This window comes from Sphingomonas sp. (assembly GCF_036402235.1).
Taxonomy (GTDB): domain Bacteria; phylum Pseudomonadota; class Alphaproteobacteria; order Sphingomonadales; family Sphingomonadaceae; genus Sphingomonas.
In genome coordinates, this window is the sequence record NZ_DASWTG010000032.1 from 52,234 (window position 1) to 73,685 (window position 21,452).

Here is a 21,452-nt window from a genome sequence, read left to right on the forward strand (position 1 = left end):
CCTTTCTGCCGGCATTTCTACGCGAGCGGCAGGAGTCGGACATCCCCGATAAAACTCTCCAGCGTCTGGAGATGAGGCTGAACCGATTTCGGAAACTTGTCCGTGAGGCCAAGCGGCACCACGAGCTGGACGCCCGCCCGGGTCATCTCGGCGAACTGCGTTTCAGAGACGCCTTCCTGGAGCGTGAGCAGATGCTTGGAGGGAATGCGATCGGCTTCATTGAGGATCTGCCGCCAGCGATCGCGGCAGGTCGTCTTCACCGCGAGCATCCGGAGCCGTTCGGAAGGGAAGCCCGGATCATGGTAGGCGGCAGCTGACGGGAACAGAAAATCGGGCTTCTTGCCCGGGTCGGATTCGGGCTGGTGCGAAAAGTGCGTACCCTCGACCAGTCGTTCCTCGACGAAAATTTCCCGGGCATGCAGCTCGAGCGAATGGCCGGATCTTGCCTTGCGCCGCTGGAGGATGGTCTGCGCGCGCGCGATGAAACTGTCGACGTCGGCAAAGCCCGCAGTGATGAAGGGCAGCTCGATGGCCTGCTCGACGCTGCGGAAAATCTCGAACTCACACTCCCTGCGCCGCATCAATCGACGGTCGGGATCAAGGCTGCTGTCGTCGCGCAGCTCTACCGCCTTGCGGATGATCTCGGCGCCGCTGGGGAATTTCGCCAGCCACGCCGCCGGCATCTCGGCCGGCTGCAGCCAGCAGCTCGTCCGGACCGATGCCGTAGCGGCGGGGAACAGCGAGCCCTGTTGCGGAGGCCAGATCAGCCATTTGCCGGGCTCGACCGGACCGATGCGGTCCTCGACCAGATCTTCCTCGGTCTCGTGCCGGCAGACCCAGACATGGCATTCGGCGATCGCGGGCGGGTCGGTCGTGCGGAACGCGAACACCGTGAGCGCGCCAGTGCTCTCCGGATCGAGCAACGCCGACGCCGCACCTCCAAAGTTGGTCAGGCGCGTCTCGTTGCGACCGCCCTTCGGATTGCCGTGAAACTTGTTATTGTACCAAATCGCGCGCACCTGCCGGTGATCGGCATGGGAATCCACATAAAGATCGAACAGGACATCCGGGTTCTTGATTTCCTGCCGGGCAAGCCCGGGGAAAATCCTGAACAGGAACTCGCGCGGAATATAGGGACCCGCCTGATGGCTCTCGTTAGCCAGCGTGTCATTGCCCGAGAGTCTCTTCACATACCAGACGAAGCCCGGACCACCATGTCCGTCCAGCCACTCAACCAGATCACCCGCCGGCATGATCCACCCCCCTGATCTCCCCCCCTTGCCGGTCCGAGCGGAGCCAGTCGGCGACAAGCGGAATGACACGCTCGATTCCGATCTTCCCGGTTCCTTTCATCGAGCATTCCCAGATCTTCATCACGCGCCATCCTGCCTGGTCAAGCAGTGCCTCGACCTCGGTATCGCGTACGCGGTTGCGACCGATCTTGGTTCGCCAGAATTCCTCGCGTGTTCCCGGCCATCGGAACAGCGGGCAATCGTGCCCATGCCAGAAACAGCCGTGCACGAAGATCACCGCGCGCCAGCGCGGCAGCACGAGATCCGGCGCTCCAGGCAGCTTGCGATCGTGCAGCCGGAACCGGAAACCCAGCGCATGCAGGCCCCGCCGGATGATCAGTTCGGGCCTCGTGTTCTTGCCCCTGATCCCCGCCATCATCCGGCTTCGGGTCGCCTGGTCGACAATGTCACCCGGCAAGCGCGAGTTTCCGCTGGAGTTGCTCCGGCTCGAGATCTTCCCGATCGACCAGCCAAGGCAGCATATGATTGGCGACTGCCTTCACGACGGGGACGACAACGGCGTTCCCGAACTGGCGATAGGCCTGCGTGTCCGACACCGGGATGATGAATTCCCTGCCGCCCGGTTCATCAAAGCCCATCAGGCGCGAGCACTCGCGCGGCGTGAGACGCCGGGGATTGCGGCCCTTCTGCTCGACAAGGATTTCCGATCCATCCTTGAAGTACCGTGCCGACAGCGTGCGGGCGACGTCATCAGGCCCGACCAGTCCGAATCCGAAGCCGTTGCCGGCCGCCCGGTGCTTGTCCGCATAGTTGCGAAGGTAGCGCCAGAGATGGTCGGTCAGCGTGTATTTGTCGGAGACAGAAGCAATATTCCCCCGGGTATAGGGCGGGTCCAGTTCCTCTGTCCCGTCTTCGGGATGAAGGATCGTGCGGAGCTTCGGTCCGTTCAGCGGATCGGGCAGGATGAGGTCGTCGAAGGTAAAGTCGTTCGGCTCGCGGAAGCCGACAATGAAAATACGCTCGCGGTGCTGCGGCACCAGTGCCTTGGCGTTGATCACCTTCCAGTGGACCTGGTAACCGAGATCCTTCGTCAGGGTCTTGTATATGATTTCGAACGTCCGGCCCTTGTCGTGATTGACGAGGTTCTTGACGTTCTCCAGCAGGAACGCCCGGGGGCGACGGTGTTCAATGATCTTGGCGACATTGAAGAAGAGCGTTCCCTGCGTCTCGTCCAGAAAGCCGTGGGGACGGTTCAGCGCATTTTTCTTCGAAACACCTGCGATCGAGAAGGGCTGGCATGGAAAGCCCGCCAGCAGCAGGTCGTGATCCGGAATATCGTCCAGGGCCACCTTGGTGATGTCGCCTGCGACCTCGTGATTGCACTCGTAATTCGCGAGGTAGGTCTTTTGCGAATATTTGTCCCATTCGCTGGTGAAGACGCATTCACCCATGTCCTCGAAGCCGCGGCGCAGGCCTCCGATGCCGGCAAACAGGTCGATGAACCGGAACTTGCCTGTGCCCGGCTCCGGTTGCGCATGCCGATGCTCTTGAATCATCGTCCTAAGCTGGCGGATGACCGTCTGGCGCGGAACCGCCTCGCCACGCTCCCAGCGATAGACCGTGCGGCGGGAAAAACCCGAGCTCTCCGCAAAGGCATCGATGCTGACGCCGGCGCTGGTCCTGAGACGCGAGAATTCGGAGATCGACAAGGGCACGGGCACCTCTCTGGGAAGATTTGTGCCACAGTGACGCAAGGATTCCCATGAGGCAAGAACAAAAAGAGAAAGTATTGTTCAGCCCGTCGCTTTCAGTCCGAGCGGCCACTGATCCTCTACGGGAGGAAGCGCGGCGCCCGACACGATCCCCGCAATTCCCGGGCAAGGACGGCAGCGGAATCGGACATCCGTCATCGCCGCGGTCTGTGTCCACGATGGCGGTATCCGCATCGAGAAGCACCGCCCCATCGAGAAGGTACATCTTCGAATATCGAAAACGCTCTCGACGACGAGGCGCTCGACGAGCTGATGCTTTTCGCTCGCAAGGATCTCGAGACAAAGGTCACCGTCGGCCAGATCCAGCGCCGCCAGCGCGCCCAAGGGTGTGTCCATGATATGAGACGGCTCCTCGGCCGGAGGAATAACCGCGCCGGCGGCTCAGGAAACCCTGCACATGGTGAGGCCATAACAGGACGGGAGCGCTCCGGTCCCGAACCGATCGCCGTATCCGGTACCGACCCCGCTGCTACTGGCAGAAATACATCACGTCGATGTCGGGCTGCCCCACGCGGCTGATATATGCTCCGAAGCGTTGCGTCAGATTGGAGAGGAAGGGAGCAGAGACCGAGGCGATCCTCTTGGGCAGTTCTTGCATGACCTGCTCCAGTGGCAGGACGGTAACATCAGCAAAATCAACTATCATTGGTTCGGCTTCGCCCGGAAACGGAACAAGAAAATGCTTCGAGGCGCCGAGCTGTTGATTGACCATTTTTCTGAAGTATTTTGTTGCCTTGTCCTTCTTCGCGTCGGTGTCAGCCTCCTTGAGACTGTCTACCTTCTGGGCCCATTCGTTTTCCCCGCGGCTGCACTTGGCAAGGAGCACGTTCGGAACATTCCCGTTTGCCATGTCGCATGCCGGCGTAAGCACAATCCTGAGATCACCGTCGAAGTCGAAGATGTCGCCGGTATGCGCCCGATGCGACCAGAGAGAAGGAATCACATAACTCTCGAAAGGATGCCACTTGAGGTGCTCGGGCCCGTCGAGCCCGAGTAGCTCGGCAACGTGACTCACATATTGTCGCGTTACGATATCCACCAGCGAAGGAGAACTGTCATCGGCCAGCTTGATGGCGGCAAAATCCTTCCACTGCGGCCAAAGACGCTTCACGAAGATCTCTGCGGACGAGGCTTGGATCTTCTGGCGGGAGCTTGCGACGACCGCCATCATCTCCCACCAGCCGCCGAACCATTTCACAGCGTTCGAATAGGCGTCCTTGTCTCCCTTGAAGAACAGGCTGACGGTCGAAAACTGCTTGAGCCGGTTGTCCATATCGCCCGGATTTCCGCTCATGATCGCCACGGGAATGCCGAGCTGCTCAAGTGCATAGAGCGCCAGCTCGTTGCCTAGGGGTTCGGTCGAGCGACCCTTTGTTTCGCCGGGAAGCCGCAGATCGAACAGAGCCGCGTCATAGCGCATCCTGGCGAGTGCGGTTCTCGCTTGGTCCGCCGTCTTGCAATTTTCGAGCATGAACTGGCGGCCATGCTCGGCATGAGCCGCGTTCCATGTTTCCACGGCCATTTCCATGAGGTCGATAATCTTCTCATCGTCCTCAACAAAAAGAATATAGCTGACCCCCATCAGTCTTCCTTCCCCGCCGGAAACTGGATTTCGAAACGGGCACCGCCCGAATAGTCGAGATGATAGAACAGGGTTGCATGTGACCTCGCCAGCGTTTCGCGGGCAATATTCAGCCCGAGCCCGGTACCCTGATCCTTCAGCGTGACGCCGACCTCGAAGATGCTGTCAACGAATTCCTCGGGAATTCCCGGACCGTTGTCCGTAACCCAGATAACGATCGTTCTGTCGCGCCGTCGGAGTGAGACCACGATTTGGGGTGCCTCGGTCCGGGCCTGTTCGAGCCAATAGATCGAGTTTCCGATGAGGTTGACCAGCGCAGTGCTAAGATCGTCGGGATAGCCAAGGACCGCAGTGACCTTCTCGGGATTCTCAACCGTGACCGGAATATTGTGCGTCTCGAACAGATCCCTTGCGCCATGTATGACGTTCACAGGATTGAAGTTCTCGGGATCACCACGCTTTCCGCCCGCAAGTGGACGCAGGTTTGCAAAAAGCGCTGACAGCTTTTCTCCGGAGTCAGCTAGCAGGGGCAAACGTTTCTCGTAGCTGGCGACAGCATGCTCATAGTTGGGGCCGTTCTTGCCCAGCAGCATCTTGAACTGGCTGCGGAGCAAAAGCGCGGCCTCGGCGACGTAGCGCGCAGCAGGTGCCCCCTCGTGCAAGATCTCTCCGACAATGGCTCCCAATGAGGACTTTGCCTCGAGCAGACGCTGACGTTCCTCGAGCGCGTCGATCTTCTCCGTCAGCTGTGCAGCCTGCTGATCGATGATCCTTTCGGCCTTGGCCCGTTCCCCGGGCTCGAGATGGGCGACAAGCCTGCGGATCCTACCGAGATCAGTAAGCTTGCGTACTTCGTCGAACGAGGTCGTCTTGCGCCTGGCGATGCCGGCCTTGTCACGAAATTGCTGGCGCTTCGGCTCGATCACTTCCGCGAGCAGAGTGATGATCAGGCGGCGCAAGCGGGCGAACGCCCTGTTCTGTTCGAAGCCTTCCCGGCTGCTCCTTTCGACGAGATTGGATTCTTCGGGCGATCCGACAGTGATGTAGCCGGCGATCTGGTTGTGGCCGATCCGCAGCGAAGGATCCTGCACACGCCGGGTGTCGAGCGTCAGCCAGTCATTCTCCGGATCGCCATAGGGGCGAACCCTGAAACCTTCTCGGAAAATCGACACGCCGGCGATCTCGTCGAGAATCTGTCGCGCCTTGGCGGCAGGCAGCGTTCCCAGGCCGGCAGCCTCGAGATTGGAGCGGATAGCATCGACTTCCCGGTCGAAGATGAAGAGCTCGACCCGGACCCGGCCGCAATTTTCGTCGGGATCGCCCAAGGCGACCCGGACGGTGATGTTCTGGGGTGCCTGGCCGCCCCGTCGGTTCTCGAATGTGCCGTGGAAGATACCCTGCTCGTCAAACTCGCCGCGGACCTCGTAATCGGACGCCGTGAGGAGCGGAACGGGCAGCACCTGAAAAGGATTCCTACCTTCGGCCACGTCTCCGGCAATATTGCTGGAGGTGAAAATTTCCTTTCCGTCGAAGCCGCAGCGATCCTTGGTACACTCCGACAGGTCGAGAAAGATGTCGAAGCTTGTATCCGCATTCGGCGCCTGGAAAGGCGACACGAGGCGCCGCAATTCCAGATGAAGCCGCTCAAGCTTCTCTTTTGTCCACTCTTCGTTCAGCTCGCGGATCTCGATCAGCGTTCCGACGTCTGCATCCGTTTCCTGGACCGAATAGTCGATTGCGATCGCGTCGAGATATGCCTCGGCCGAGAAGATTGACCAGTCGAGATCAGGAATCAGCACCTCGCGGCGCCCGCCGCTGCGCTCGCTGATTGAATAGAGACCCATTCGCCCGCCGAGCTTGGCTGCCGCGAACCGGCCTATGCCCTTGGAGCCCATCATGACCCGGTTCTTACCTGGCGATCGCCGGTTCTTGACCTTGGAGGTGGTGGCGGGCTCCATCCACTTTTCCTGGATGTCCTCTAGGGTCATGCCATGGCCATCGTCCTGAACAACGATGGATCCATCTCCCGGCTTCAGCGGAGGGACAAACTTTACGGTGACGTAGGAAGCGTCAGCGTCATAGGAATTCTTGACGAGCTCTATGACAGCTGCCTCGGGGCCGCTGATCAGCTGATCACCAATTGTACGGATAATTCGCGCACGGGGGCGAAAGCGCAGTTTTTCGGTTCCCTGCTGACTCATGCCGTTACCCCCTTCCCGGACGCAGTGTTGACTGCACCGTTCTGTCGCTGCAAGCCAAAACCCACGCTGTTTTTGAGCCCACGCCGCAGCTTATGCCTCGGTTGACCCTGGGCTGGTTGCGACAGGGTCCCAATCACTCCCCCCTTTCGTCCGTATCAAGGGTCGAACGGCACTCCGACTGTAAGCGCGCGATGATAGACCCGATGGCAGTTCGAGCAGAGTATTTCAGGTCCTCCAGCCTGCTCTCATGACACTCGTCCATGTCTGAAAAGTGGACACGATGGTGATGGACCTCGATGCAGGCTCCGCCTGCCTCCTCGCCATATGCCTCGATGGGGTCCAGCCCGCGTTTCTCGCAGAATAGCCGGTCGTGCTGGCGCCTGAACGCCTCCCTTTTCCTGTGTGCAAGCCCGGGACGACGCTCCCGCTTCAGATGGACCGCAATCCTCGGGTCTAGGCTGGTATCGCCTGAACGGACTTACCGGTTAACATCAAGAATGCTTAGAAAACGACTACTGGACCGAGCCAATCACGTCGCCCGGCAGGTTCGCTCAGGCGTTCGATAAACGGCTTCCAGAGGTCAATTTGTGAGGTCTCGACGAGGTTGCGGTACTCGGGGATCGCTCTAAATAATTTCCACAAGGGACCGTCGTTCTGCGCGATGCAGAAGTCGATCGCGAGAACGGGGTCGCGATCCGGCGCGTCGAGGAAATCCCGGCCTCGAGCATATATGGCCCCGCGGCGCCGCAGGCGTCGTCGCCTGAAGTGCTTAGCGGAGTTCCGTGGCCGAGGCCGGCGATACGATACTCTTCGATCACGTCGCGCCCATGAGCGTCGCGCCAAACCCGGCGGAGATGGCCGTCGACGTGCTGAGCCGCAGCCGGTTCGCGTGCAACCCCGTGGATCGAACGCCATTGCTCGACGATGTGTGCCGAATTCGCATGGTTCACGGTCGCGTCGCTGTCGCCGTGCCACACCGATATCGTCGGCCATGGGCCCGTGTGAGAGGATGCGGCGCCGACGAGCGCGCCAAGCGCTGTCGCGGGTGGTCCGCCATGCGCCCGCATGCGATCGAACGCCTCCGGGATCGACGCGGCGGTGCCATAGGGAAGACCGGCGATGATCGCGCCGCCCGCAAACACCTCAGGATAGGTGGCGAGCATCACCGACGCCATCGCACCCCCCGCTGAAAGTCCGGTCACGAAGATGCGGGCGGGATCGATGGGGTATTGGGCAGTCATCGCCGCGACCATCTGGCGGATCGACAGCGCCTCGCCGGCATCGCGTTGCGTGTCGCTCCGATTGAACCAGTTGAAGCAGAGATTGGCGTTGTTGCCGCGTTGCTGCTCCGGATAGAGCAGCGCGAACCCCTGTTCGTCGGCAAGCCGGGACCAGCCCGAACCATGGTCATAGCCGGAGGCATCCTGGGTGCAGCCATGAAGCACGACGACCAAGGCTGCGGACGCGGGCAGCGAGGGTGGTACGTAGAAGTGGGCCCGGAGCGCGCCGGGGTTGGAGCCGAATCCCGAGAGCTCGGACAGGCGGTCTTCGCCGGACGTGCCTGGCGCCATGGACATGGCGTTGTTCCGCATGGCGGAGAGGCGGCTGAGGGTATCGTTCAGGCTTCGCATGCGGCTTTGCTCCTGGCCACGGCGGAGGCCCTGACGTGCAGCGCGCTCCTTCGAGGATTGCTGCACTGCACAATGTCGTGCCGCGGCGGGTCGACGGCAAGGATACCGGCGAACTATTTCCGTATTCGACACGCGCAGGCGCGCTACTCCGCCAAGCGCAGGCGGAGGCGCAAGATCATCGTCCGGACGTCCTCGACGGTCCGCCCCAGGGTGTCGGCTATGGCTTCGACTTCCACCCCGCTCGCAACACCGCTCCTAAGATCGTTGATGTTGGTCTGGGTCCAGCGCTGGTGCTTGCGGATCACGGGGAGGTTCCAGCGAGCGCGCCGTCAGCCGGCATCCGGGTCGCCAGCTCCCATTTGCATCGGTCGCCAAGCCCTGGAGATGTCGGCATCCCGGCGAGGCCGGGAAGCACCTTCACCGAACAAGGGAGCGCCGGCGCGTAAATGAAGCGCCAGCACCAACGGCATTCGGTGGATCCCTGGTTGGATGGCGGGGTGTTCCATGGCGACGGGAGTTCCTTGCCGGCCTCTGCATCGCGGTCGTCAAGAAACATCAGCTTTCCCATCCCGTCACCGTCTCGCGCGGTTCAAAGGCCGACGCATCAGCTTCAGGATCGCTCACCCAATGTCGTGCGTGGGGGGCGGACGGCAATGACGCAGGCGAACTATTTCCACTTTCGAAGGCGCGAGGCTGGTGCTGCAGTGCCGTCGTCCCCATATGGCTGCTATCGCGCCGTCCTTCTCGAGCTTGGCCGCGACTGAGAGTTCTTCATGCTCCCGCTCTGACGCGGAGCTTTCCGATGCCGTTCCCCAAAACCCGTGTTGATCGGCCCGCGCCGGGCGTCACTCCCGCTCCCAGGCAGACTGCCGAAGCGGCGAAGGCGCCGCACGCGCGATTCCGCAGACTGCATCATGCAATTGAAGTTCGTCCGCTCCTGTCGCTTTTCGGGCGCTGACATCTGCACCAGGGGCCCGTCGGGCCCGTTCCAAGGAGAATAATGACATGGCCAAGGGCCAACAGCGCGGCAACCGCGAGGCGCGCAAGCCGAAAAAGCCGGGACCGCCGAAGCAGAATGCTTCCAATCCCTCGCTGAAAGGCGCGCCTCAGGCGCAGCCGCTCAAGAAGGGCTGATCTCCTTCCTCCGTTGAAAGGCAGTACCATGCAACCGTCCTCCACCCTTTGCCGCGACCAGGAAGCGCATCACCATGCGCTCGCCCGCACCGCCACACTCGACAATGTCAGGCTGGTCGCGAACGCCGCAGCTGCGGCCTGGGCCAAGGAAGGCCTCGCCGCCGGCTTGCGCGAGGATCGCAAGCTACGCACCCGGGTGTTCGCTGACGCGCATACCGGTCCAGGCGAGCCGCCCCGTGCCGACTTTCGGGAGCTGAGCGAAAATCCCGACCGGGGGCATGCCGACGGGGTTTGAGAAATCTCTGGGCTGGATGTCCGCCGTTCAGGAAGGTGACGGAGTGCCGCTGCATATCTTGCATGTCACCACCTACGCGTATCGAGTGCCCGTCGCGCTTCTTGCGCATCGGATGATGCTCACCCCGCGCGGCTCGCATGCGCTCCGCCTCATCTCCGCCGACCTTACCTGCGAACCGGCGGCGGAGCTTGAGTGGACGCAGGACGTCTTCGGTAATCTTATCGCGACTGCGTCCTTCCCCCACCCGGCGAAACGCCTGGCGATCACCAACCGGGTGACGGTCGAACAGACCGCTGCCCCTTGGCCCATCCTCAAGATCGCGCCGCATGCGCACCGCTATCCATTCGACTATTCGCAGGAGGAGCGGACCGATCTCGGCGCGCTCTTGGTGCCGGAGCATGCGGACCCGGATGGCCAGATCGCGGCCTGGGCGCGTGCGCTGGTGCTCGGCGACAACACTGACACCCTGTCGTTGCTGCAGGATGTGAACGCCGCCTCCCGCAACGGAATGATCTATGTCGCCCGCGAAGAACCGGGCACGCAGTCCCCGCAGGAGACGCTGGATCTCGGCTCGGGCTCGTGCCGCGACCTTGCCACGCTGTTCATCGAAGCGGTCCGGCATCTCGGCTTCGGAGCCCGCGCCGTCTCCGGCTATCTCTTCGATCCGCCGAGCCAGGACGGTCCCGCCGAGCCGGAGAGCCAGCACGGGGCGACGCACGCGTGGGCCGAAGTCTATTTGCCCTGCGCAGGCTGGGTCGCGTTCGATCCGACCAACGGCCGCATGGGCGAGGCGCATCTGGTGCCCGTCGCGGTCGGCCGCGGCATCGCGCAGCTGAGCCCCGTGGATGGACGATATGTCGGCGCCGCCGACGCCTTTCTCGGCATGACGGTGGAAGTCACGGTCTCGACGGACCACGCCGCTCTTAACTCGGAGGACGGACCATGGAATCCTGATTGATCATCGCCTACAGCCTGATGCTCATCCTGACGCTGCTGGTGGCGTGCTCCGTCGCGTACCGGATTCATCACTCGCACGAACGCTCCCACCGCCGCCGCTTGCGCAAGGAGAAGCGCGCCTACGACGCAAGCCAGTCGCCGCCGCCATGACCTCGCACAGGCCATGCCGGCGGGCGGCTATTTCGGGCCTGCCGGGGCATTCGCATCACGTTTCGCTTGCGCAACCGCGTCGCTGAGCCTGGAATAGCGGTATTCCCGGTAATGGAACATATCCGCGGGTATCCGCGTGATCCCATAGCGCGCCATGTCGCCACCCGCGTCCTCCGGTGTTTGCGGTCGATCCACGGCAGGTGCCCTGTCGCGCGGGCTCACGACGTCGCCGCCGCATCGCGCGCACGCATTAGCGCGAGCCTTCCCGCCATCTGGCGCAGAACGCGCGAGCGGTGTTCGTAGGTGTTGTGTCGCTCGCCAACCCGGCCGTCGACGAAGTTGGCGGAGAAGGTGGCAGTCATGTCCGCAAGTGCGGCTTCCAGCGCGTCGGCCTCCGATCCTGCGAATCCTGTTGCCGCGTTGGGTGCGGAGTGCCCGCGGTCAGTGGGCGTAATGATTTGATAGATACCCATAGCGTGTCTCCTCGGTCGAGCGGGAGCACGAAGCATCTCTCAGTCGCAGCGGCGCTCGAGGCAGGTGCTACGATACGAAGGATATGGGGTCGCGCGGCGAGATTATCAGGGGTCTCGGCAACCAGTTCGGTCGGAAGACAATGGTGAGGCCGCCTTACAGGCGGCCCATGCGGGTGGGTGTGCGTGTGACCGGGCCATGAATGACTTTCGAGCCGTAGGCCTTCACCATGATTGCGGTGTCGTCTGCGTTGTTCAGAACGACACGCGTCCCGCCTGAGTGGAGGCTCTCGATCGCGCTGATCGGAACCCTGCGTTTGGCGCAGGCCGCGACGACGTGGTCATAGGTGGCATTGACGTTGATCGCTCTCGACATGGAGTCTCCTTCGCGCGGGTGGCTTCCCCTCGCTGCTCTTTGAGTAGTCGAATGGAGCAGGGAGCGCCGAGCGCCCCCTGTCCGTTCGCGATTAAGCGGCCTGCAGATTGACCGCCGAGGTCTTCCCGCGATTGTCAGTCTCGAGTTCGTAGGAGATGCACTGATTCTGTTCGAGGGAGCGCATGCCTGCGCGCTCGACCGCGGAGATATGGACGAAGGCATCGCCGCCGCCGGTTTCCGGCGCGATGAAGCCATAGCCCTTGTCGTTGTTGAAGAATTTCACGGTTCCGGTGATCATACGGGTATCCTTTGTCCCATGCATGACGGGCATACGCCAACAGCGGCGCATCCCGGCTTCGGTTAGGCTGGAAAAGGACAAAGGGAGGAGCCGAGGCGGCCCGATATCCGTCGCAGGCGACGTCAGCTCTACCTATATAGTGTGTGTCCATGAAAAGTAAAACGAGCATGAAATATTTATGTTGCGCGCATTTTTTCGCGTGTGCTCCGCGGAATCTTTATTCTTGTGCAGCCGGAACATTGAACCTGGGCGAGCCGTTTTGAAATTACCGGGGCATTTCCGCCGCTCGGGGGCTCAAAATCATGAATGTCGCTCCCGCTCGCGTAGAAAGCATGCTGCAAACCGCTCTGGAAGCCTGGAACGACCGCGAGGACGCGTTGACTGCCGTGCTCGACGAGCTGCCGGTGGCGACCTACATCACCGATCTCGATGGCGCGGTTTCCTATTTCAATCAAGCCTGTCTCGCGCTGGCTGGCCGCACCCCGGTCGTGCAGCATGATCGCTGGTGCGTCACATGGAAACTCTACACCCTCGACGGAGTATTTCTTCCGCACGATGCATGCCCGATGGCGTTGGCTGTCAGGGAACGCCGCGCAGTGCGGGGCGTGGAGGCATTGGCCGAGAGGCCTGACGGAAGCCGGATCCGCTTCGTCCCTTATCCCACACCTCTACTCGACAAATCAGGCGAGATGGTGGGCGCCATCAATCTGCTCCTCGACGTCACGGAGCAACGGCAGGTCGACGGCTTGCGCTCACAGGCGGAACGATGCCGACGCCTGGCAAAAGGAATTGGCAACCCGCGGACTGTCGACACGCTGATGGAGATGGCCGTTGATTACGAGGCACAGGCAACAGCGATCATCAAAGCAAACTGATCGTTCGGCGCTCGCCCTTGCGCGGTTCGGCTGCGCAGTTTGGACCGTCACCGAGCGACTGCCGGAGCTGCTTCATCTGGAAGTGGCCGCGGCAGCAACCGTCGCGAATATGGTGATCGAGAACAGCACCAGCCCATCCGCGTTCGTCACTTCAATGCGCCAGTCGTCGCGATCCCAGAAGCTCGCAGCCTGATCCTTCAGGATTTGGCCCGCGTCGACACCCTGAGCCCGACACGCCGCTCGTCAGCTGAATGCGGGTTAGTGACGTGGATCTCGAGACTTTGACACTCCTGCGCCCACTACACTCACCTAGCGTTAGTCGCCGGTTCAGAAGCGGAAGCAGAGACTGGTCAGGGAGGGAACATGATGAAGATCCATTTGAGCTACATCGCCTTACGCCTGGCGGTTCCAGGCTTGGCGGCCTGCGCAACGAAAACGGATAGCTCGGCCGCAGCTGCTCAGGTAGCGGATGTCGCGCAATTACCAGTCCTGGTCCGCCAAAACGTACCGCATGAGTTGACAATGCAGGCACTTTTCATGGGTCGCCTGCATCTCGATGCCAACGGGTGCCTGCGTGGCGGCTACGACGTCGGGCCCATCATCGTCTGGCACCACGACACCCGCATTGAACGCGCTCCGGACGGCCGCATAAGGATCACCGACACCATGACCGGGAATGCGGTCCATGTCGGCGAGGAAATCGCGCTGTCGGGCGGCTATCGTGCCGGGCCAGTCGCCAACGTCACCGAACCGGTGCCGCAAGCTTGCCAGCCGCAGCGCCGATTCTTCATCGCTGGGCGAGTGATGAGCGAGACTCAACGGCAGGACTTGCTTGAGCGGCAGCGCAACCGTCCGTGGCGCCCTCACGGCCCGATACAAAGCGCTAAAGATTTAATGCTGTCCGGTGCTGTATCTCCATAATCCCGAGGTCAAGGCAGCGCGTCACGCCGCGGCTCAGGTAACTGGTAACCGAGCGCCAACGAACTCCGCCGGGTTCGATGCGTGAGGATGCCCACGATTGCACAGCACGATGATCTTGTACCCGGAACGTGGATAGACCGCGAAGTCGGCGTTCACGCCCGGCGCGCTGCCGCGATGGCCATAGCAGGTCTCGCCGTTACGCTTAGCGACGCGCAAGCCGAGCGACCATTGCGCGCTTCCGGCCACGACCGCGGGGGCCGTCAACAACCGGCGATGGGCCGGGTCGAGCAGGGCGCCCCCTCGCAGCGCCGTCGCGAACCGGTGCAGATCATCGACCGTCGAATAGCCGCCGCCGGCGGGCAGGCCGACATAATAGGGCAGCGGCTTCAATCCAGTTTGCGCGGCTCCGTTGAGCGGCACGGCCGTATTTCCGGCCGACGCGACGGCCGAGGTCGCGGTCATGCCGGCGACGCGGAAGACGCCCTGCGCGAGGCAGGTGTCCCAGCTCTGGCCAAGCACCTGTTCGAGGATCGCGCCGAGCAGGACGAAACCGAAATTGCTGTAGCCCCAGCGCGAACCCGGCGGAAACAGCGGATCGCGCCGCCCGAACAGCCGGACGAAGTCGGACGGCGTGCGCAGCTCCGATGCGTGCGCATCATAGTCGGGACCGAAGAAGTCCCCGGTTCCACCGGTATGCGTGAGGAGCTGCTCGACCGTCACCGATCGGGCGAGCGGCGTATCGGGATAGCCCGGCAGGCGCATCGCGATGGTGTCAGTCAGGCTCAGCCGGCCAGCCTGCACGAGCTGTAGCACCCCGACCGCTGTGAACATTTTGCCGGCCGAGCCGACGCAGAAGCGGGTCGCAGGGGTCACAGCCCGCGCATTTCCGGCATCCTGCGCGCCATAGGCCTCACGCAGGAGGACATGATCTCCTTTGGCGACCAGCACCGATCCCGAGAAGCGGCCAGCGGCCGCCTCGATGCGCAATTTCTGGCGGAGCGCCTGCAGGGCCTCGCCTTCGCTCATTCGTGGAACGACAAAGCCGGGCGGCTCGGGCGTGCCGGTGAAGGACAGATCATCGATGATGCCCTCGCCGATCGAAAGGACAATCTTCGAGAATCGCTCCCACTTACGGTCACGGACCCAGGCGGTGATTTCTTGGCCCCCAGTCTGCTCGCTGCGCAGAAGGATGAAGCCACCGGACGCCTCGCGCACTCCCAGGTCTTCGTCCAAATATGGGACCAAGCTCGGAATGTTCAGCCTCACGAACTCAGGATAAGCGGCCGAGCCGGGGTCATTGAAGGCCGCCAGCCATCGGGACATCCAATCCGCGGGCGCGAGCGGTTGCGCGGCGAAAGCGCGTCGCGGAAAACAGGCAAGCGCCAGCCCTCCGCCCAGGACATGGCGTCTCGGCAGGATCATGTTTCAGCCTTCACAAATGATCGTTGCATCCAATTAGGTAGGTGCCTACCGATGAGTCAATCGAGATGTGGAAGAGCCGATGAAGGATTATGTTGCGGAAATGGGCGGTGCCGCGCTCGGCGCGCGCCTGCGGCGCCTGAGCGCGGCGATCGATGCCGACGCCTCGCGCGTCTATGCCTCGCGAGGGGTCCGGTTCGAGCAGCGCTGGTTCGGCGTCATCAATCAGCTGGCGCTCGCCGGTCCATTGAGCGTCCGGCAGCTGGCCGATGTGCTCGGGATCTCGCATGCCTCGGTCAGCGAGACGCGCCAGTCGCTCGAGAGGGCCGGCTTGATAACGTCTGAGGCAGACCCGGGCGATGCGCGGCGGCGGGTGCTGGCGCTCTCTCCATCCGGCGGTGCCCTCGTCTCGCAATTGCGATCGCTGTGGGACGCCTTTGACGAGGCGGCGCGAGCGCTCGATGCCGAAGCGGGCGGCGTGACTGAGGCGCTGGCGAGACTTGAAGAGGCACTCGCGCGAAAGTCACTGTTCGAGCGGATTGCCGATAGTGCAGCTAGTAGGACCTAACGACGTCGCAATCCGTCATTTGGTGGACAAGAGCCACGTCGCGGCCCCTACTCTCCAACTGGCCGCTCGATTTCGGTCATCCAACCATGATGGGTGAGCGCCCAATTCTGGTCGTTCCACCCACCCGTCTGGAGATTCCAAAGCTCCATCCCGTAAGGTGGCCAGAGCGGCCTCCGGATGGTTAGCATCAGGCCTGCTGGGGCACCAAGTGCTGGACAGGGATAGCCTGGAACGGGCGGGCAGTGGTCATTCGCCGGGCATCATCCTAAGGGTTCGATCGGTTTAGGGGTTACGGCTAGCCCTATTCCTTATCCAGCTCGTCAATCGGATGCCGAGGGGTATCTCCGCTGGAATGGTCAGGGCCAGATGTTGATGCTTCCTCCGGAATGGTTTCGAGCTCACGCCCTGCAAGTTGCCGTAAAGATGCGTCGATGCTTCCGAGGACACGAAGCAGTTTCACTTCGAACGGGGTCACGATCGCCCTCCTTTGCCACTGCGCGCCGCAGACACTTCTTTCTCCCGACGCAACCGCGTGGAGCAAGATGCGTCAAGCGCAGCCACGTGTTATCCAGATATATTAAACTGCTATATTTTAATCGCGTGAATGTATAATCCAAATTGGTCGCCCCCCTAAGTATATGTAGCCATATCCCTAAAATAAAAAGACGACTAGGCTCGCGTACTCACTAGGAGGTGATTCATGACCATCCCAGCCATTCATGTGAGCATCGTTAGCAAGAATGAGATTGTCCGAGAAGGTCTGAAACGCATTCTTGTTGACCAGGATTTTTACGTGGATTGCGCTGTTTTCTGTATCGATGATCTCAATGCGGATAATGGCGCAGCGGTCGTCATTGTCGACGCCAGCGACATCGATGAAAGCCTCCGCGTAAGCGCCGATATCCGGGAGCGCTGGCCGGAGCCGCGCATCGTGATCATGACCGATGGATACAGCATGGAGGAGGTGTCGCGCGCATTCGCGACCGGAGTTGTCGATGGATATCTGGTGAAGGACATTTCCTGCGACCGGCTTGCGGGCGCATTACGTTTGACCGCACTCGGTGAGAAAGTCCTCCCTTCCCAAATCGCTGCTTCGCTCGCGCACGCCCCTGCAATCGCCCACTGGGACAGCGGTACGAGCGGCACCAATCTTACAACACGCGAGGTCGACATTCTGCGGTGCCTCGTCGAGGGTGAGGCGAACAAAGTCATATCGCGTCGCCTGAGCATCGCCGACGCGACGGTTAAGGTCCACATTAAGGCGATCCTGCGAAAGCTCCATGTCCGCAACCGCACTCAGGCCGCGATTTGGGCGCTTGGCCAAGGCCTAGCGGGTGAAGCGCAGCCGCAGTCACTCTTGCTCCCTTTCGGGCCGTCGTCGCAGCGGCTTTTGGGCGCAACTTCCCTCCGCGCTGAACCGGAACTGCAGCTTGTGATGTAAGTGTTGTGGGTTCGACAACAGCGTCACAGCGTCACAGCGTCAACCCGATCGCGGTGCCGCGTGCGGGACAGCGGCTTATTAGGAAGCTCCGGTCGTTATGGCGGCCGGCAGGCCCTTCCTCAAGGCGGCTGTCCATGGGGCAAGAGCTGAGCGGCAGTTACCGGTGGGAAGCAGTAGACTCGGCTACCCACGGTACTCGACTCGTTCGTAGGCTACGCCCAGCGCGCGCGCCTGCCGTGCCAATGTTCGGCTATGTCGAGAGACCACTGATCGTCAACGTCGATCCAATCGAGGCCACTGCAGTCCGCGGTGAATGCTGTTCCTTGAACAGCAAGAGCACGCATCCCTTCAGTCAAGGAAGGCGCCTCGAGATCGCGCAGCGCGGCGAAGAGTCCTTCGCCCGCCGCGAAGACGCCTGTATCGAAACAGTCATACGGGTCCAGGCACTTACCGATGGCGACGATCCGTCCGTCGATAGTCTGCACACGCGTTACATCTTCTAGATCAACCCAACCACTCTCGATCCGCCGATCGACCGCGAGCCTAGCATGTCCGGCAGCGCCCGCTCGCGCCATACAACGGTACAACGCCGGATCGACAAGATGGTCGCACATCGCCAGCAGCGCTTCGCCGCCTGCGACATGGTGCTGCGCCGCTAGCACCGACACGCCATTAGGTTTGTGATAATCGTCAACTCTGACGGTCTGCACGACAATCGGCCACGACTGGCCTGCGATATACGCCTCGATCCGGTCGGCGCCGTAGCCAAGCACGACGACTGCCCGCACCAACCCTGCCTCGGCCAACCCCAAGATCGCATGCGCGAGAAGGGGGCGCCCACCCACTGCGCAGAGGGGCTTCAGCGGCGCTGCGGAGCGCAAGCGGCTGCCTTGGCCTGCGGCTAGCAGGATCCCGGTCTCGATCACTTCAATGAACCGCAATGAATTCTTCAACTGCTCCGGCGGCGACATCATCGGTCATCTGCGTACGCGGATGCTTGCAGAAGTATGCCGAGGCCGCGTCGATCGGGCCCGACATCCCGCGATCCATCGCCAACTTGGCGCAACGAATCATGTCGATCGCAACCCCAGCGCTGTTAGGGCTGTCCTCGACCGAAAGGCGCAGCTCCAGGTTCATCGGCACGCCACCGAACATCGAACCTTCCATGCGCAGGAAGCAGACCTTGTTGTCATTCTGCCACGGCACATAGTCCGACGGACCGATATGCACGTTCTGGTCATGGAGCCTCTCCGCCGCCACCGACTGTACCGCCTCGGTCTTGGAAATCTTCTTCGAGGCCAGGCGGCGGTGATTCGACATGTTGAGGAAATCGGTATTCCCGCCCGTGTTCAGCTGATAGGTGCGCTCCAGCTTCACACCGCGCTTGGCGAACAGGTCGGTCAGCACGCGGTGGACTATCGTCGCGCCCAATTGCGCCTTGATGTCGTCGCCGATGATCGGCACGCCGGCTGCGGTGAAGCGATCCGCCCATTCGGGGTCGCTAGCGAGGAACACAGGAATGTTGTTGACGAAGGCCACCCCCGCCTCGAGCGCGCACTCGGCATAGAATTCGCTCGCCATCTGCGATCCTACGGGGAGGTAGTTCAGCAGCACGTCTACATTGGCAGCGCGGAGGGTTGCGACGACTTCCTCCTTGGTCATCTCCGCTTCATCCGCGACGATGAAGGTGCGGTCGTCGGTATAGTCTTCCATATGCTCGGCCACGCCGTCGAGGATGCGGCCCATCATCACCTTGGCGCCGGTGGCCTCGATCGTCCCGCAGAAAATCGCAGTGCAATTGGGCTTGGCGAAGATCGCGTCGGCGACATCCAAGCCAACCTTGCGCTTGTCGACGTCCCAGGCTGCGACCACCTTGATGTCGCTGGGGCGATAGCCGCCCAGGTCCCAGTGCATCAAGCCGACGGTGTCGTTGGCGCCGTCGCGATAATGGGACAAGCCCTGGACCAGAGAGCTGGCGCAATTGCCGACGCCGATCAGGGCGATGTTGATGCTCGACATTATAGTTCACGTCCTTCGGGTAGATGAGGAGTCAGAGGGAGAGATCGGTTCGATCGCCGTGCCGGCGACCCGGAACTCGATCGCCCGATGCCAAGCGAGGCCGATGAGGAGGATCGCCGTGAGAGGAACGAGCTCGAACCACCAAAATAGCCGCGGATCATTGGCAACGCAGGCGAGGAAGATCGCGTAGACGCGGACATTGGCGCTGAGCAGCGACATCAGCCGCATCGGCCGTGCGGCAGCAATCCCATAAGCCGCCGCTAATAGCGACGGGTCTCGCTGTCGGCGCAGCGCTTGATCGAAGGGGGAGGCGATGCGATCAACCAGCCCGGCAACGCAATCATAGAGCTGCACAAGTGGGTTACGGCTGTGCGCCAGCGGTGGGGCTCCCTCGCCCCGGCACCGGCGGTGGAAGCGGGCGCGCTCGCCTTCGTAGAGGCTCGATTGCACGGCATGCGCGATGCCTGCGGAAATCGCCAGCGCCCAGCCTTCGAAAGTGTCGATCGAAGCCGCGAGAACGATATAGATCAACACGAACACGCCATGATCGCAAAGGCCATCGAGCACACGGCCGAGCAAGCTGGCGGTCCCGGTCGCCCGCGCAATCATACCGTCGAGCCCGTCGGCGATCAGCCAAGCAATCGACATCAGCAGCCCCGTGATCGCCCACGGCCACGCGGTCCAGTTTGAATAGGCCAGCGCCGCTAGAATCCCGAGCACCAGTCCGCCAACTGACACTGCGTTCGCCGATACCCCGCACGCGACAAACCATGGCAGCAGGCGGCGGCCTGCCGGGTGGATGATCCAGAGGTTCGTCGGATCCTCGATCCGACGATCCCGTGACTGGTCCGGCGGAAGAGGTGTCATCAATTTGTCACCTAGCTCCCTCGCTGGCCGTTCAGCAAGTGATTTGCGGTGGTTCGCCAGGCAGTGAGCATCGTCGGCAACCTTCTGTGGCCACGCACAGAAACACTACGGGCAAAATACGCGCCACCATGGACGGCCTTGCGCGATGGGCCCACGCATCACCGAATTCGTCTGGTTACGAGGCTGGGGCCCGTCGCTTAGCCAGTGGCGTGTCTGGTCTGCTTCAAGGTACCTTTCCGGCTCGATGTCGCTGTTTCCAGCCACTCACTGGACCATTGCCGCAATGCGCCCTCATATCGGCCATTCAGCTGGTTTGCGATCAGTCCTGGCGGCCGTCGTTCCTTCAGGCGATGGTCGGGTGCAGCTGCTATATGGTTAGCTGTCCTATACGTCCTGTGACGAGGCCCCAATTCACTGCGGAGGTTCGGCGCGGATCATGTACAGCCGGACTAGGCGGTGACCGACTTCATTCCACCATTTGGCTTGTTCGAATGCTCCGCTTGCTCGCAACTCGGCGATCCTACGCTCGATCACCTCAGGGCCGTCCTCGCCATTCTCACGGTCGAATGCGAGCGCGTCAGCCCAGATCGCGAGCTCGCGTTCCAAGGCTATCTCTGCCACCATACAAGCAGCCGGCGACGACGGCTGGCGGAATCTAGATGCAAGCGGCGGCGTTCGCGAGCGCGCTGGAGGGCCGTTGCTATGAAAGTCATGCCGATGGCGACAAACGCGACCGCAGCGGCATAGGCAGCACTGAGGTGGGGATCGATAGCGCCTCTCCGACTGGTAAGCGGGAGCGCGATGGTCTCTCAGCCATCGGCGCTTACGGTAAACGATAGCCGACGGTGACTCTCGATAGCACGAATTCAACTGAGGCATCCTTAAAAAGCGACGCCCGGGTGGCCTGCCCTTTCAAACTATCTTTGAGGTCAGGCTTTCGCCGCAGCGCCTGTGCCCCTATATTAAGCGCATCGCTCGCAGGACGGTCACGTAGGCGCGAGCGGCTGAGAGACATCGCGCTCCCGCTTACATTAGCTGGAGCTATCCGATGGATCTCAATTACCTGCTATCCCGACATCAAATTTCCCTGATGCAAGCCGATGCCGCTGCTTGCTCCGAGGCGCGCATCGCCCATCGCGGACGCGCCGGACATTATGCCGAGCGTATCCGCGAGCTTCAGAGCAAGCTCGGCGCAGCGCCAGCGTTGATCGGGCAGACCTGAT

Annotated in this window: 26 protein-coding genes and 1 pseudogene; 9 read left to right on the forward strand and 18 right to left on the reverse strand. The window is 61.8% G+C overall.

From position 1 onward, the window contains the following. Positions 1 to 17: 17 nt before the first annotated feature. The 8 genes from VGD28_RS06885 to VGD28_RS06920 form a co-directional block, all read right to left on the reverse strand. Positions 18 to 1,253 carry a type II restriction endonuclease gene (locus VGD28_RS06885; RefSeq protein ID WP_331027592.1) on the reverse strand — a complete coding sequence of 412 codons (1,236 nt, stop codon included), beginning with the start codon at positions 1,251 to 1,253 and terminating at the stop codon, positions 18 to 20. Continuing rightward, entirely contained in the window at positions 1,240 to 1,710 is a 471-nt protein-coding gene (locus VGD28_RS06890) for a very short patch repair endonuclease (protein WP_331027593.1), read from the reverse strand. Before VGD28_RS06890 ends, VGD28_RS06885 begins: the two co-directional genes overlap by 14 nt. Continuing rightward, entirely contained in the window at positions 1,700 to 2,956 is a 1,257-nt protein-coding gene (dcm, locus tag VGD28_RS06895; protein WP_414714475.1) for a DNA (cytosine-5-)-methyltransferase, read from the reverse strand. Before dcm ends, VGD28_RS06890 begins: the two co-directional genes overlap by 11 nt. Positions 2,957 to 3,046: 90 nt before the next feature. After that, positions 3,047 to 3,361 (reverse strand): hypothetical protein, encoded by a 315-nt coding sequence (locus tag VGD28_RS06900; protein WP_331027595.1) that lies wholly within the window; start codon positions 3,359 to 3,361, stop codon positions 3,047 to 3,049. A 133-nt stretch (positions 3,362 to 3,494) separates the two neighbouring features. Next, positions 3,495 to 4,607 carry a hypothetical protein gene (locus VGD28_RS06905; RefSeq protein ID WP_331027596.1) on the reverse strand — a complete coding sequence of 371 codons (1,113 nt, stop codon included), beginning with the start codon at positions 4,605 to 4,607 and terminating at the stop codon, positions 3,495 to 3,497. Next, positions 4,607 to 6,808, reverse strand: coding sequence for a sensor histidine kinase (locus tag VGD28_RS06910; RefSeq protein ID WP_331027597.1), 2,202 nt, complete (start codon positions 6,806 to 6,808; stop codon positions 4,607 to 4,609). Before VGD28_RS06910 ends, VGD28_RS06905 begins: the two co-directional genes overlap by 1 nt. Positions 6,809 to 7,359: 551 nt before the next feature. Beyond that, on the reverse strand, positions 7,360 to 8,439 hold the full coding sequence (locus VGD28_RS06915; RefSeq protein ID WP_331027598.1) for a PHB depolymerase family esterase: 1,080 nt from the start codon (positions 8,437 to 8,439) through the stop codon (positions 7,360 to 7,362). Between the two features lie 143 nt (positions 8,440 to 8,582). After that, complete coding sequence (locus VGD28_RS06920) at positions 8,583 to 8,744, reverse strand: hypothetical protein (protein WP_331027599.1); 162 nt, start codon at positions 8,742 to 8,744, stop codon at positions 8,583 to 8,585. A 700-nt stretch (positions 8,745 to 9,444) separates the two neighbouring features. On the opposite strand from VGD28_RS06920, the gene VGD28_RS06925 reads away from it, so the two are divergent. The 4 genes from VGD28_RS06925 to VGD28_RS06940 are packed head-to-tail and all read left to right on the forward strand — an operon-like array spanning position 9,445 to position 10,975. Beyond that, a complete protein-coding gene (locus VGD28_RS06925; protein WP_331027600.1) occupies positions 9,445 to 9,573 on the forward strand; it encodes a hypothetical protein in 129 nt (42 codons plus the stop codon). A 28-nt stretch (positions 9,574 to 9,601) separates the two neighbouring features. Then, positions 9,602 to 9,868 carry a hypothetical protein gene (locus VGD28_RS06930; protein WP_331027601.1) on the forward strand — a complete coding sequence of 89 codons (267 nt, stop codon included), beginning with the start codon at positions 9,602 to 9,604 and terminating at the stop codon, positions 9,866 to 9,868. Continuing rightward, a complete protein-coding gene (locus tag VGD28_RS06935) occupies positions 9,852 to 10,826 on the forward strand; it encodes a transglutaminase family protein (protein WP_331027602.1) in 975 nt (324 codons plus the stop codon). Before VGD28_RS06930 ends, VGD28_RS06935 begins: the two co-directional genes overlap by 17 nt. Continuing rightward, on the forward strand, positions 10,823 to 10,975 hold the full coding sequence (locus VGD28_RS06940; protein ID WP_331027603.1) for a hypothetical protein: 153 nt from the start codon (positions 10,823 to 10,825) through the stop codon (positions 10,973 to 10,975). The genes VGD28_RS06935 and VGD28_RS06940 overlap by 4 nt, the downstream gene beginning before the upstream one ends. 218 nt (positions 10,976 to 11,193) lie before the next feature. On the opposite strand, the gene VGD28_RS06945 is transcribed toward VGD28_RS06940, so the two are convergent. The 3 genes from VGD28_RS06945 to VGD28_RS06955 all read right to left on the reverse strand — a co-directional run bounded on the left by VGD28_RS06945 (position 11,194) and on the right by VGD28_RS06955 (position 12,119). Next, positions 11,194 to 11,448, reverse strand: coding sequence for a hypothetical protein (locus VGD28_RS06945; protein WP_331027604.1), 255 nt, complete (start codon positions 11,446 to 11,448; stop codon positions 11,194 to 11,196). Positions 11,449 to 11,602: 154 nt separating this feature from the next. Next, positions 11,603 to 11,821, reverse strand: coding sequence for a hypothetical protein (locus VGD28_RS06950; protein WP_331027605.1), 219 nt, complete (start codon positions 11,819 to 11,821; stop codon positions 11,603 to 11,605). Positions 11,822 to 11,912: 91 nt separating this feature from the next. Next, the gene (locus tag VGD28_RS06955; RefSeq protein ID WP_331027606.1) at positions 11,913 to 12,119 is read right to left on the reverse strand and encodes a cold-shock protein; all 207 of its coding nucleotides are present in this window, start codon (positions 12,117 to 12,119) and stop codon (positions 11,913 to 11,915) included. Between the two features lie 332 nt (positions 12,120 to 12,451). On the opposite strand from VGD28_RS06955, the gene VGD28_RS06960 reads away from it, so the two are divergent. Next, entirely contained in the window at positions 12,452 to 12,994 is a 543-nt protein-coding gene (locus VGD28_RS06960; RefSeq protein WP_331027607.1) for a PAS domain-containing protein, read from the forward strand. A gap of 72 nt (positions 12,995 to 13,066) precedes the next feature. Here the strand turns inward: VGD28_RS06960 and VGD28_RS18670 are convergent. Continuing rightward, positions 13,067 to 13,201: pseudogene (locus tag VGD28_RS18670) on the reverse strand (DUF6894 family protein); the annotation flags it as partial. Positions 13,202 to 13,357: 156 nt separating this feature from the next. Between VGD28_RS18670 and VGD28_RS06965 the strand changes: the two are divergent. After that, positions 13,358 to 13,915: a hypothetical protein gene (locus VGD28_RS06965; RefSeq protein WP_331027608.1), complete on the forward strand. Its 558-nt coding sequence runs from the start codon at positions 13,358 to 13,360 to the stop codon at positions 13,913 to 13,915. Positions 13,916 to 13,948: 33 nt separating this feature from the next. Here the strand turns inward: VGD28_RS06965 and VGD28_RS06970 are convergent, their stop codons facing one another. Beyond that, complete coding sequence (locus tag VGD28_RS06970; protein ID WP_331027609.1) at positions 13,949 to 15,337, reverse strand: serine hydrolase domain-containing protein; 1,389 nt, start codon at positions 15,335 to 15,337, stop codon at positions 13,949 to 13,951. 67 nt (positions 15,338 to 15,404) lie between these two features. Here VGD28_RS06970 and VGD28_RS06975 point away from each other — a divergent pair, with 67 nt between their 5' ends. After that, positions 15,405 to 15,902, forward strand: coding sequence for a MarR family winged helix-turn-helix transcriptional regulator (locus VGD28_RS06975; protein WP_331027610.1), 498 nt, complete (start codon positions 15,405 to 15,407; stop codon positions 15,900 to 15,902). 301 nt (positions 15,903 to 16,203) lie between these two features. Here the strand turns inward: VGD28_RS06975 and VGD28_RS06980 are convergent, their stop codons facing one another. Next, positions 16,204 to 16,377, reverse strand: a complete 174-nt coding sequence (locus VGD28_RS06980) for a hypothetical protein (protein WP_331027611.1) — start codon at positions 16,375 to 16,377, stop codon at positions 16,204 to 16,206. A gap of 225 nt (positions 16,378 to 16,602) precedes the next feature. On the opposite strand from VGD28_RS06980, the gene VGD28_RS06985 reads away from it, so the two are divergent. Next, the gene (locus VGD28_RS06985; protein ID WP_331027612.1) at positions 16,603 to 17,343 is read left to right on the forward strand and encodes a response regulator transcription factor; all 741 of its coding nucleotides are present in this window, start codon (positions 16,603 to 16,605) and stop codon (positions 17,341 to 17,343) included. A 212-nt stretch (positions 17,344 to 17,555) separates the two neighbouring features. Here the strand turns inward: VGD28_RS06985 and VGD28_RS06990 are convergent, their stop codons facing one another. The 4 genes from VGD28_RS06990 to VGD28_RS07005 all read right to left on the reverse strand — a co-directional run bounded on the left by VGD28_RS06990 (position 17,556) and on the right by VGD28_RS07005 (position 20,835). After that, positions 17,556 to 18,317 carry an NTP transferase domain-containing protein gene (locus VGD28_RS06990; protein ID WP_331027613.1) on the reverse strand — a complete coding sequence of 254 codons (762 nt, stop codon included), beginning with the start codon at positions 18,315 to 18,317 and terminating at the stop codon, positions 17,556 to 17,558. Next, positions 18,271 to 19,362, reverse strand: coding sequence for an inositol-3-phosphate synthase (locus VGD28_RS06995; RefSeq protein ID WP_331027614.1), 1,092 nt, complete (start codon positions 19,360 to 19,362; stop codon positions 18,271 to 18,273). The genes VGD28_RS06990 and VGD28_RS06995 overlap by 47 nt, the downstream gene beginning before the upstream one ends. Before the next feature lie 6 nt (positions 19,363 to 19,368). After that, the gene (locus VGD28_RS07000; protein ID WP_331027615.1) at positions 19,369 to 20,229 is read right to left on the reverse strand and encodes a CDP-alcohol phosphatidyltransferase family protein; all 861 of its coding nucleotides are present in this window, start codon (positions 20,227 to 20,229) and stop codon (positions 19,369 to 19,371) included. A gap of 411 nt (positions 20,230 to 20,640) precedes the next feature. Further along, complete coding sequence (locus tag VGD28_RS07005; RefSeq protein ID WP_331027616.1) at positions 20,641 to 20,835, reverse strand: DUF6961 family protein; 195 nt, start codon at positions 20,833 to 20,835, stop codon at positions 20,641 to 20,643. A gap of 442 nt (positions 20,836 to 21,277) precedes the next feature. Here VGD28_RS07005 and VGD28_RS07010 point away from each other — a divergent pair, with 442 nt between their 5' ends. Next, positions 21,278 to 21,451, forward strand: coding sequence for a hypothetical protein (locus VGD28_RS07010; protein WP_331027617.1), 174 nt, complete (start codon positions 21,278 to 21,280; stop codon positions 21,449 to 21,451). Position 21,452: the final 1 nt, after the last annotated feature.

What these genes read in the sequence shown, in the direction of transcription:
- VGD28_RS06885 (WP_331027592.1), bottom strand. Translation starts at nt 1,253, where the DNA reads ATGCCGGCGGGTGATCTGGTTGAGTGGCTGGACGGACATGGTGGTCCG.
- VGD28_RS06900 (WP_331027595.1), bottom strand. Translation starts at nt 3,361, where the DNA reads ATGGACACACCCTTGGGCGCGCTGGCGGCGCTGGATCTGGCCGACGGT.
- VGD28_RS06905 (WP_331027596.1), bottom strand. Translation starts at nt 4,607, where the DNA reads ATGGGGGTCAGCTATATTCTTTTTGTTGAGGACGATGAGAAGATTATC.
- VGD28_RS06910 (WP_331027597.1), bottom strand. Translation starts at nt 6,808, where the DNA reads ATGAGTCAGCAGGGAACCGAAAAACTGCGCTTTCGCCCCCGTGCGCGA.
- VGD28_RS06915 (WP_331027598.1), bottom strand. Translation starts at nt 8,439, where the DNA reads ATGCGAAGCCTGAACGATACCCTCAGCCGCCTCTCCGCCATGCGGAAC.
- VGD28_RS06925 (WP_331027600.1), top strand. Translation starts at nt 9,445, where the DNA reads ATGGCCAAGGGCCAACAGCGCGGCAACCGCGAGGCGCGCAAGCCGAAA.
- VGD28_RS06930 (WP_331027601.1), top strand. Translation starts at nt 9,602, where the DNA reads ATGCAACCGTCCTCCACCCTTTGCCGCGACCAGGAAGCGCATCACCAT.
- VGD28_RS06935 (WP_331027602.1), top strand. Translation starts at nt 9,852, where the DNA reads ATGCCGACGGGGTTTGAGAAATCTCTGGGCTGGATGTCCGCCGTTCAG.
- VGD28_RS06945 (WP_331027604.1), bottom strand. Translation starts at nt 11,448, where the DNA reads ATGGGTATCTATCAAATCATTACGCCCACTGACCGCGGGCACTCCGCA.
- VGD28_RS06950 (WP_331027605.1), bottom strand. Translation starts at nt 11,821, where the DNA reads ATGTCGAGAGCGATCAACGTCAATGCCACCTATGACCACGTCGTCGCG.
- VGD28_RS06955 (WP_331027606.1), bottom strand. Translation starts at nt 12,119, where the DNA reads ATGATCACCGGAACCGTGAAATTCTTCAACAACGACAAGGGCTATGGC.
- VGD28_RS06960 (WP_331027607.1), top strand. Translation starts at nt 12,452, where the DNA reads ATGCTGCAAACCGCTCTGGAAGCCTGGAACGACCGCGAGGACGCGTTG.
- VGD28_RS06965 (WP_331027608.1), top strand. Translation starts at nt 13,358, where the DNA reads ATGATGAAGATCCATTTGAGCTACATCGCCTTACGCCTGGCGGTTCCA.
- VGD28_RS06970 (WP_331027609.1), bottom strand. Translation starts at nt 15,337, where the DNA reads ATGATCCTGCCGAGACGCCATGTCCTGGGCGGAGGGCTGGCGCTTGCC.
- VGD28_RS06985 (WP_331027612.1), top strand. Translation starts at nt 16,603, where the DNA reads ATGACCATCCCAGCCATTCATGTGAGCATCGTTAGCAAGAATGAGATT.
- VGD28_RS06990 (WP_331027613.1), bottom strand. Translation starts at nt 18,317, where the DNA reads ATGATGTCGCCGCCGGAGCAGTTGAAGAATTCATTGCGGTTCATTGAA.
- VGD28_RS06995 (WP_331027614.1), bottom strand. Translation starts at nt 19,362, where the DNA reads ATGTCGAGCATCAACATCGCCCTGATCGGCGTCGGCAATTGCGCCAGC.
- VGD28_RS07000 (WP_331027615.1), bottom strand. Translation starts at nt 20,229, where the DNA reads ATGACACCTCTTCCGCCGGACCAGTCACGGGATCGTCGGATCGAGGAT.
- VGD28_RS07010 (WP_331027617.1), top strand. Translation starts at nt 21,278, where the DNA reads ATGGATCTCAATTACCTGCTATCCCGACATCAAATTTCCCTGATGCAA.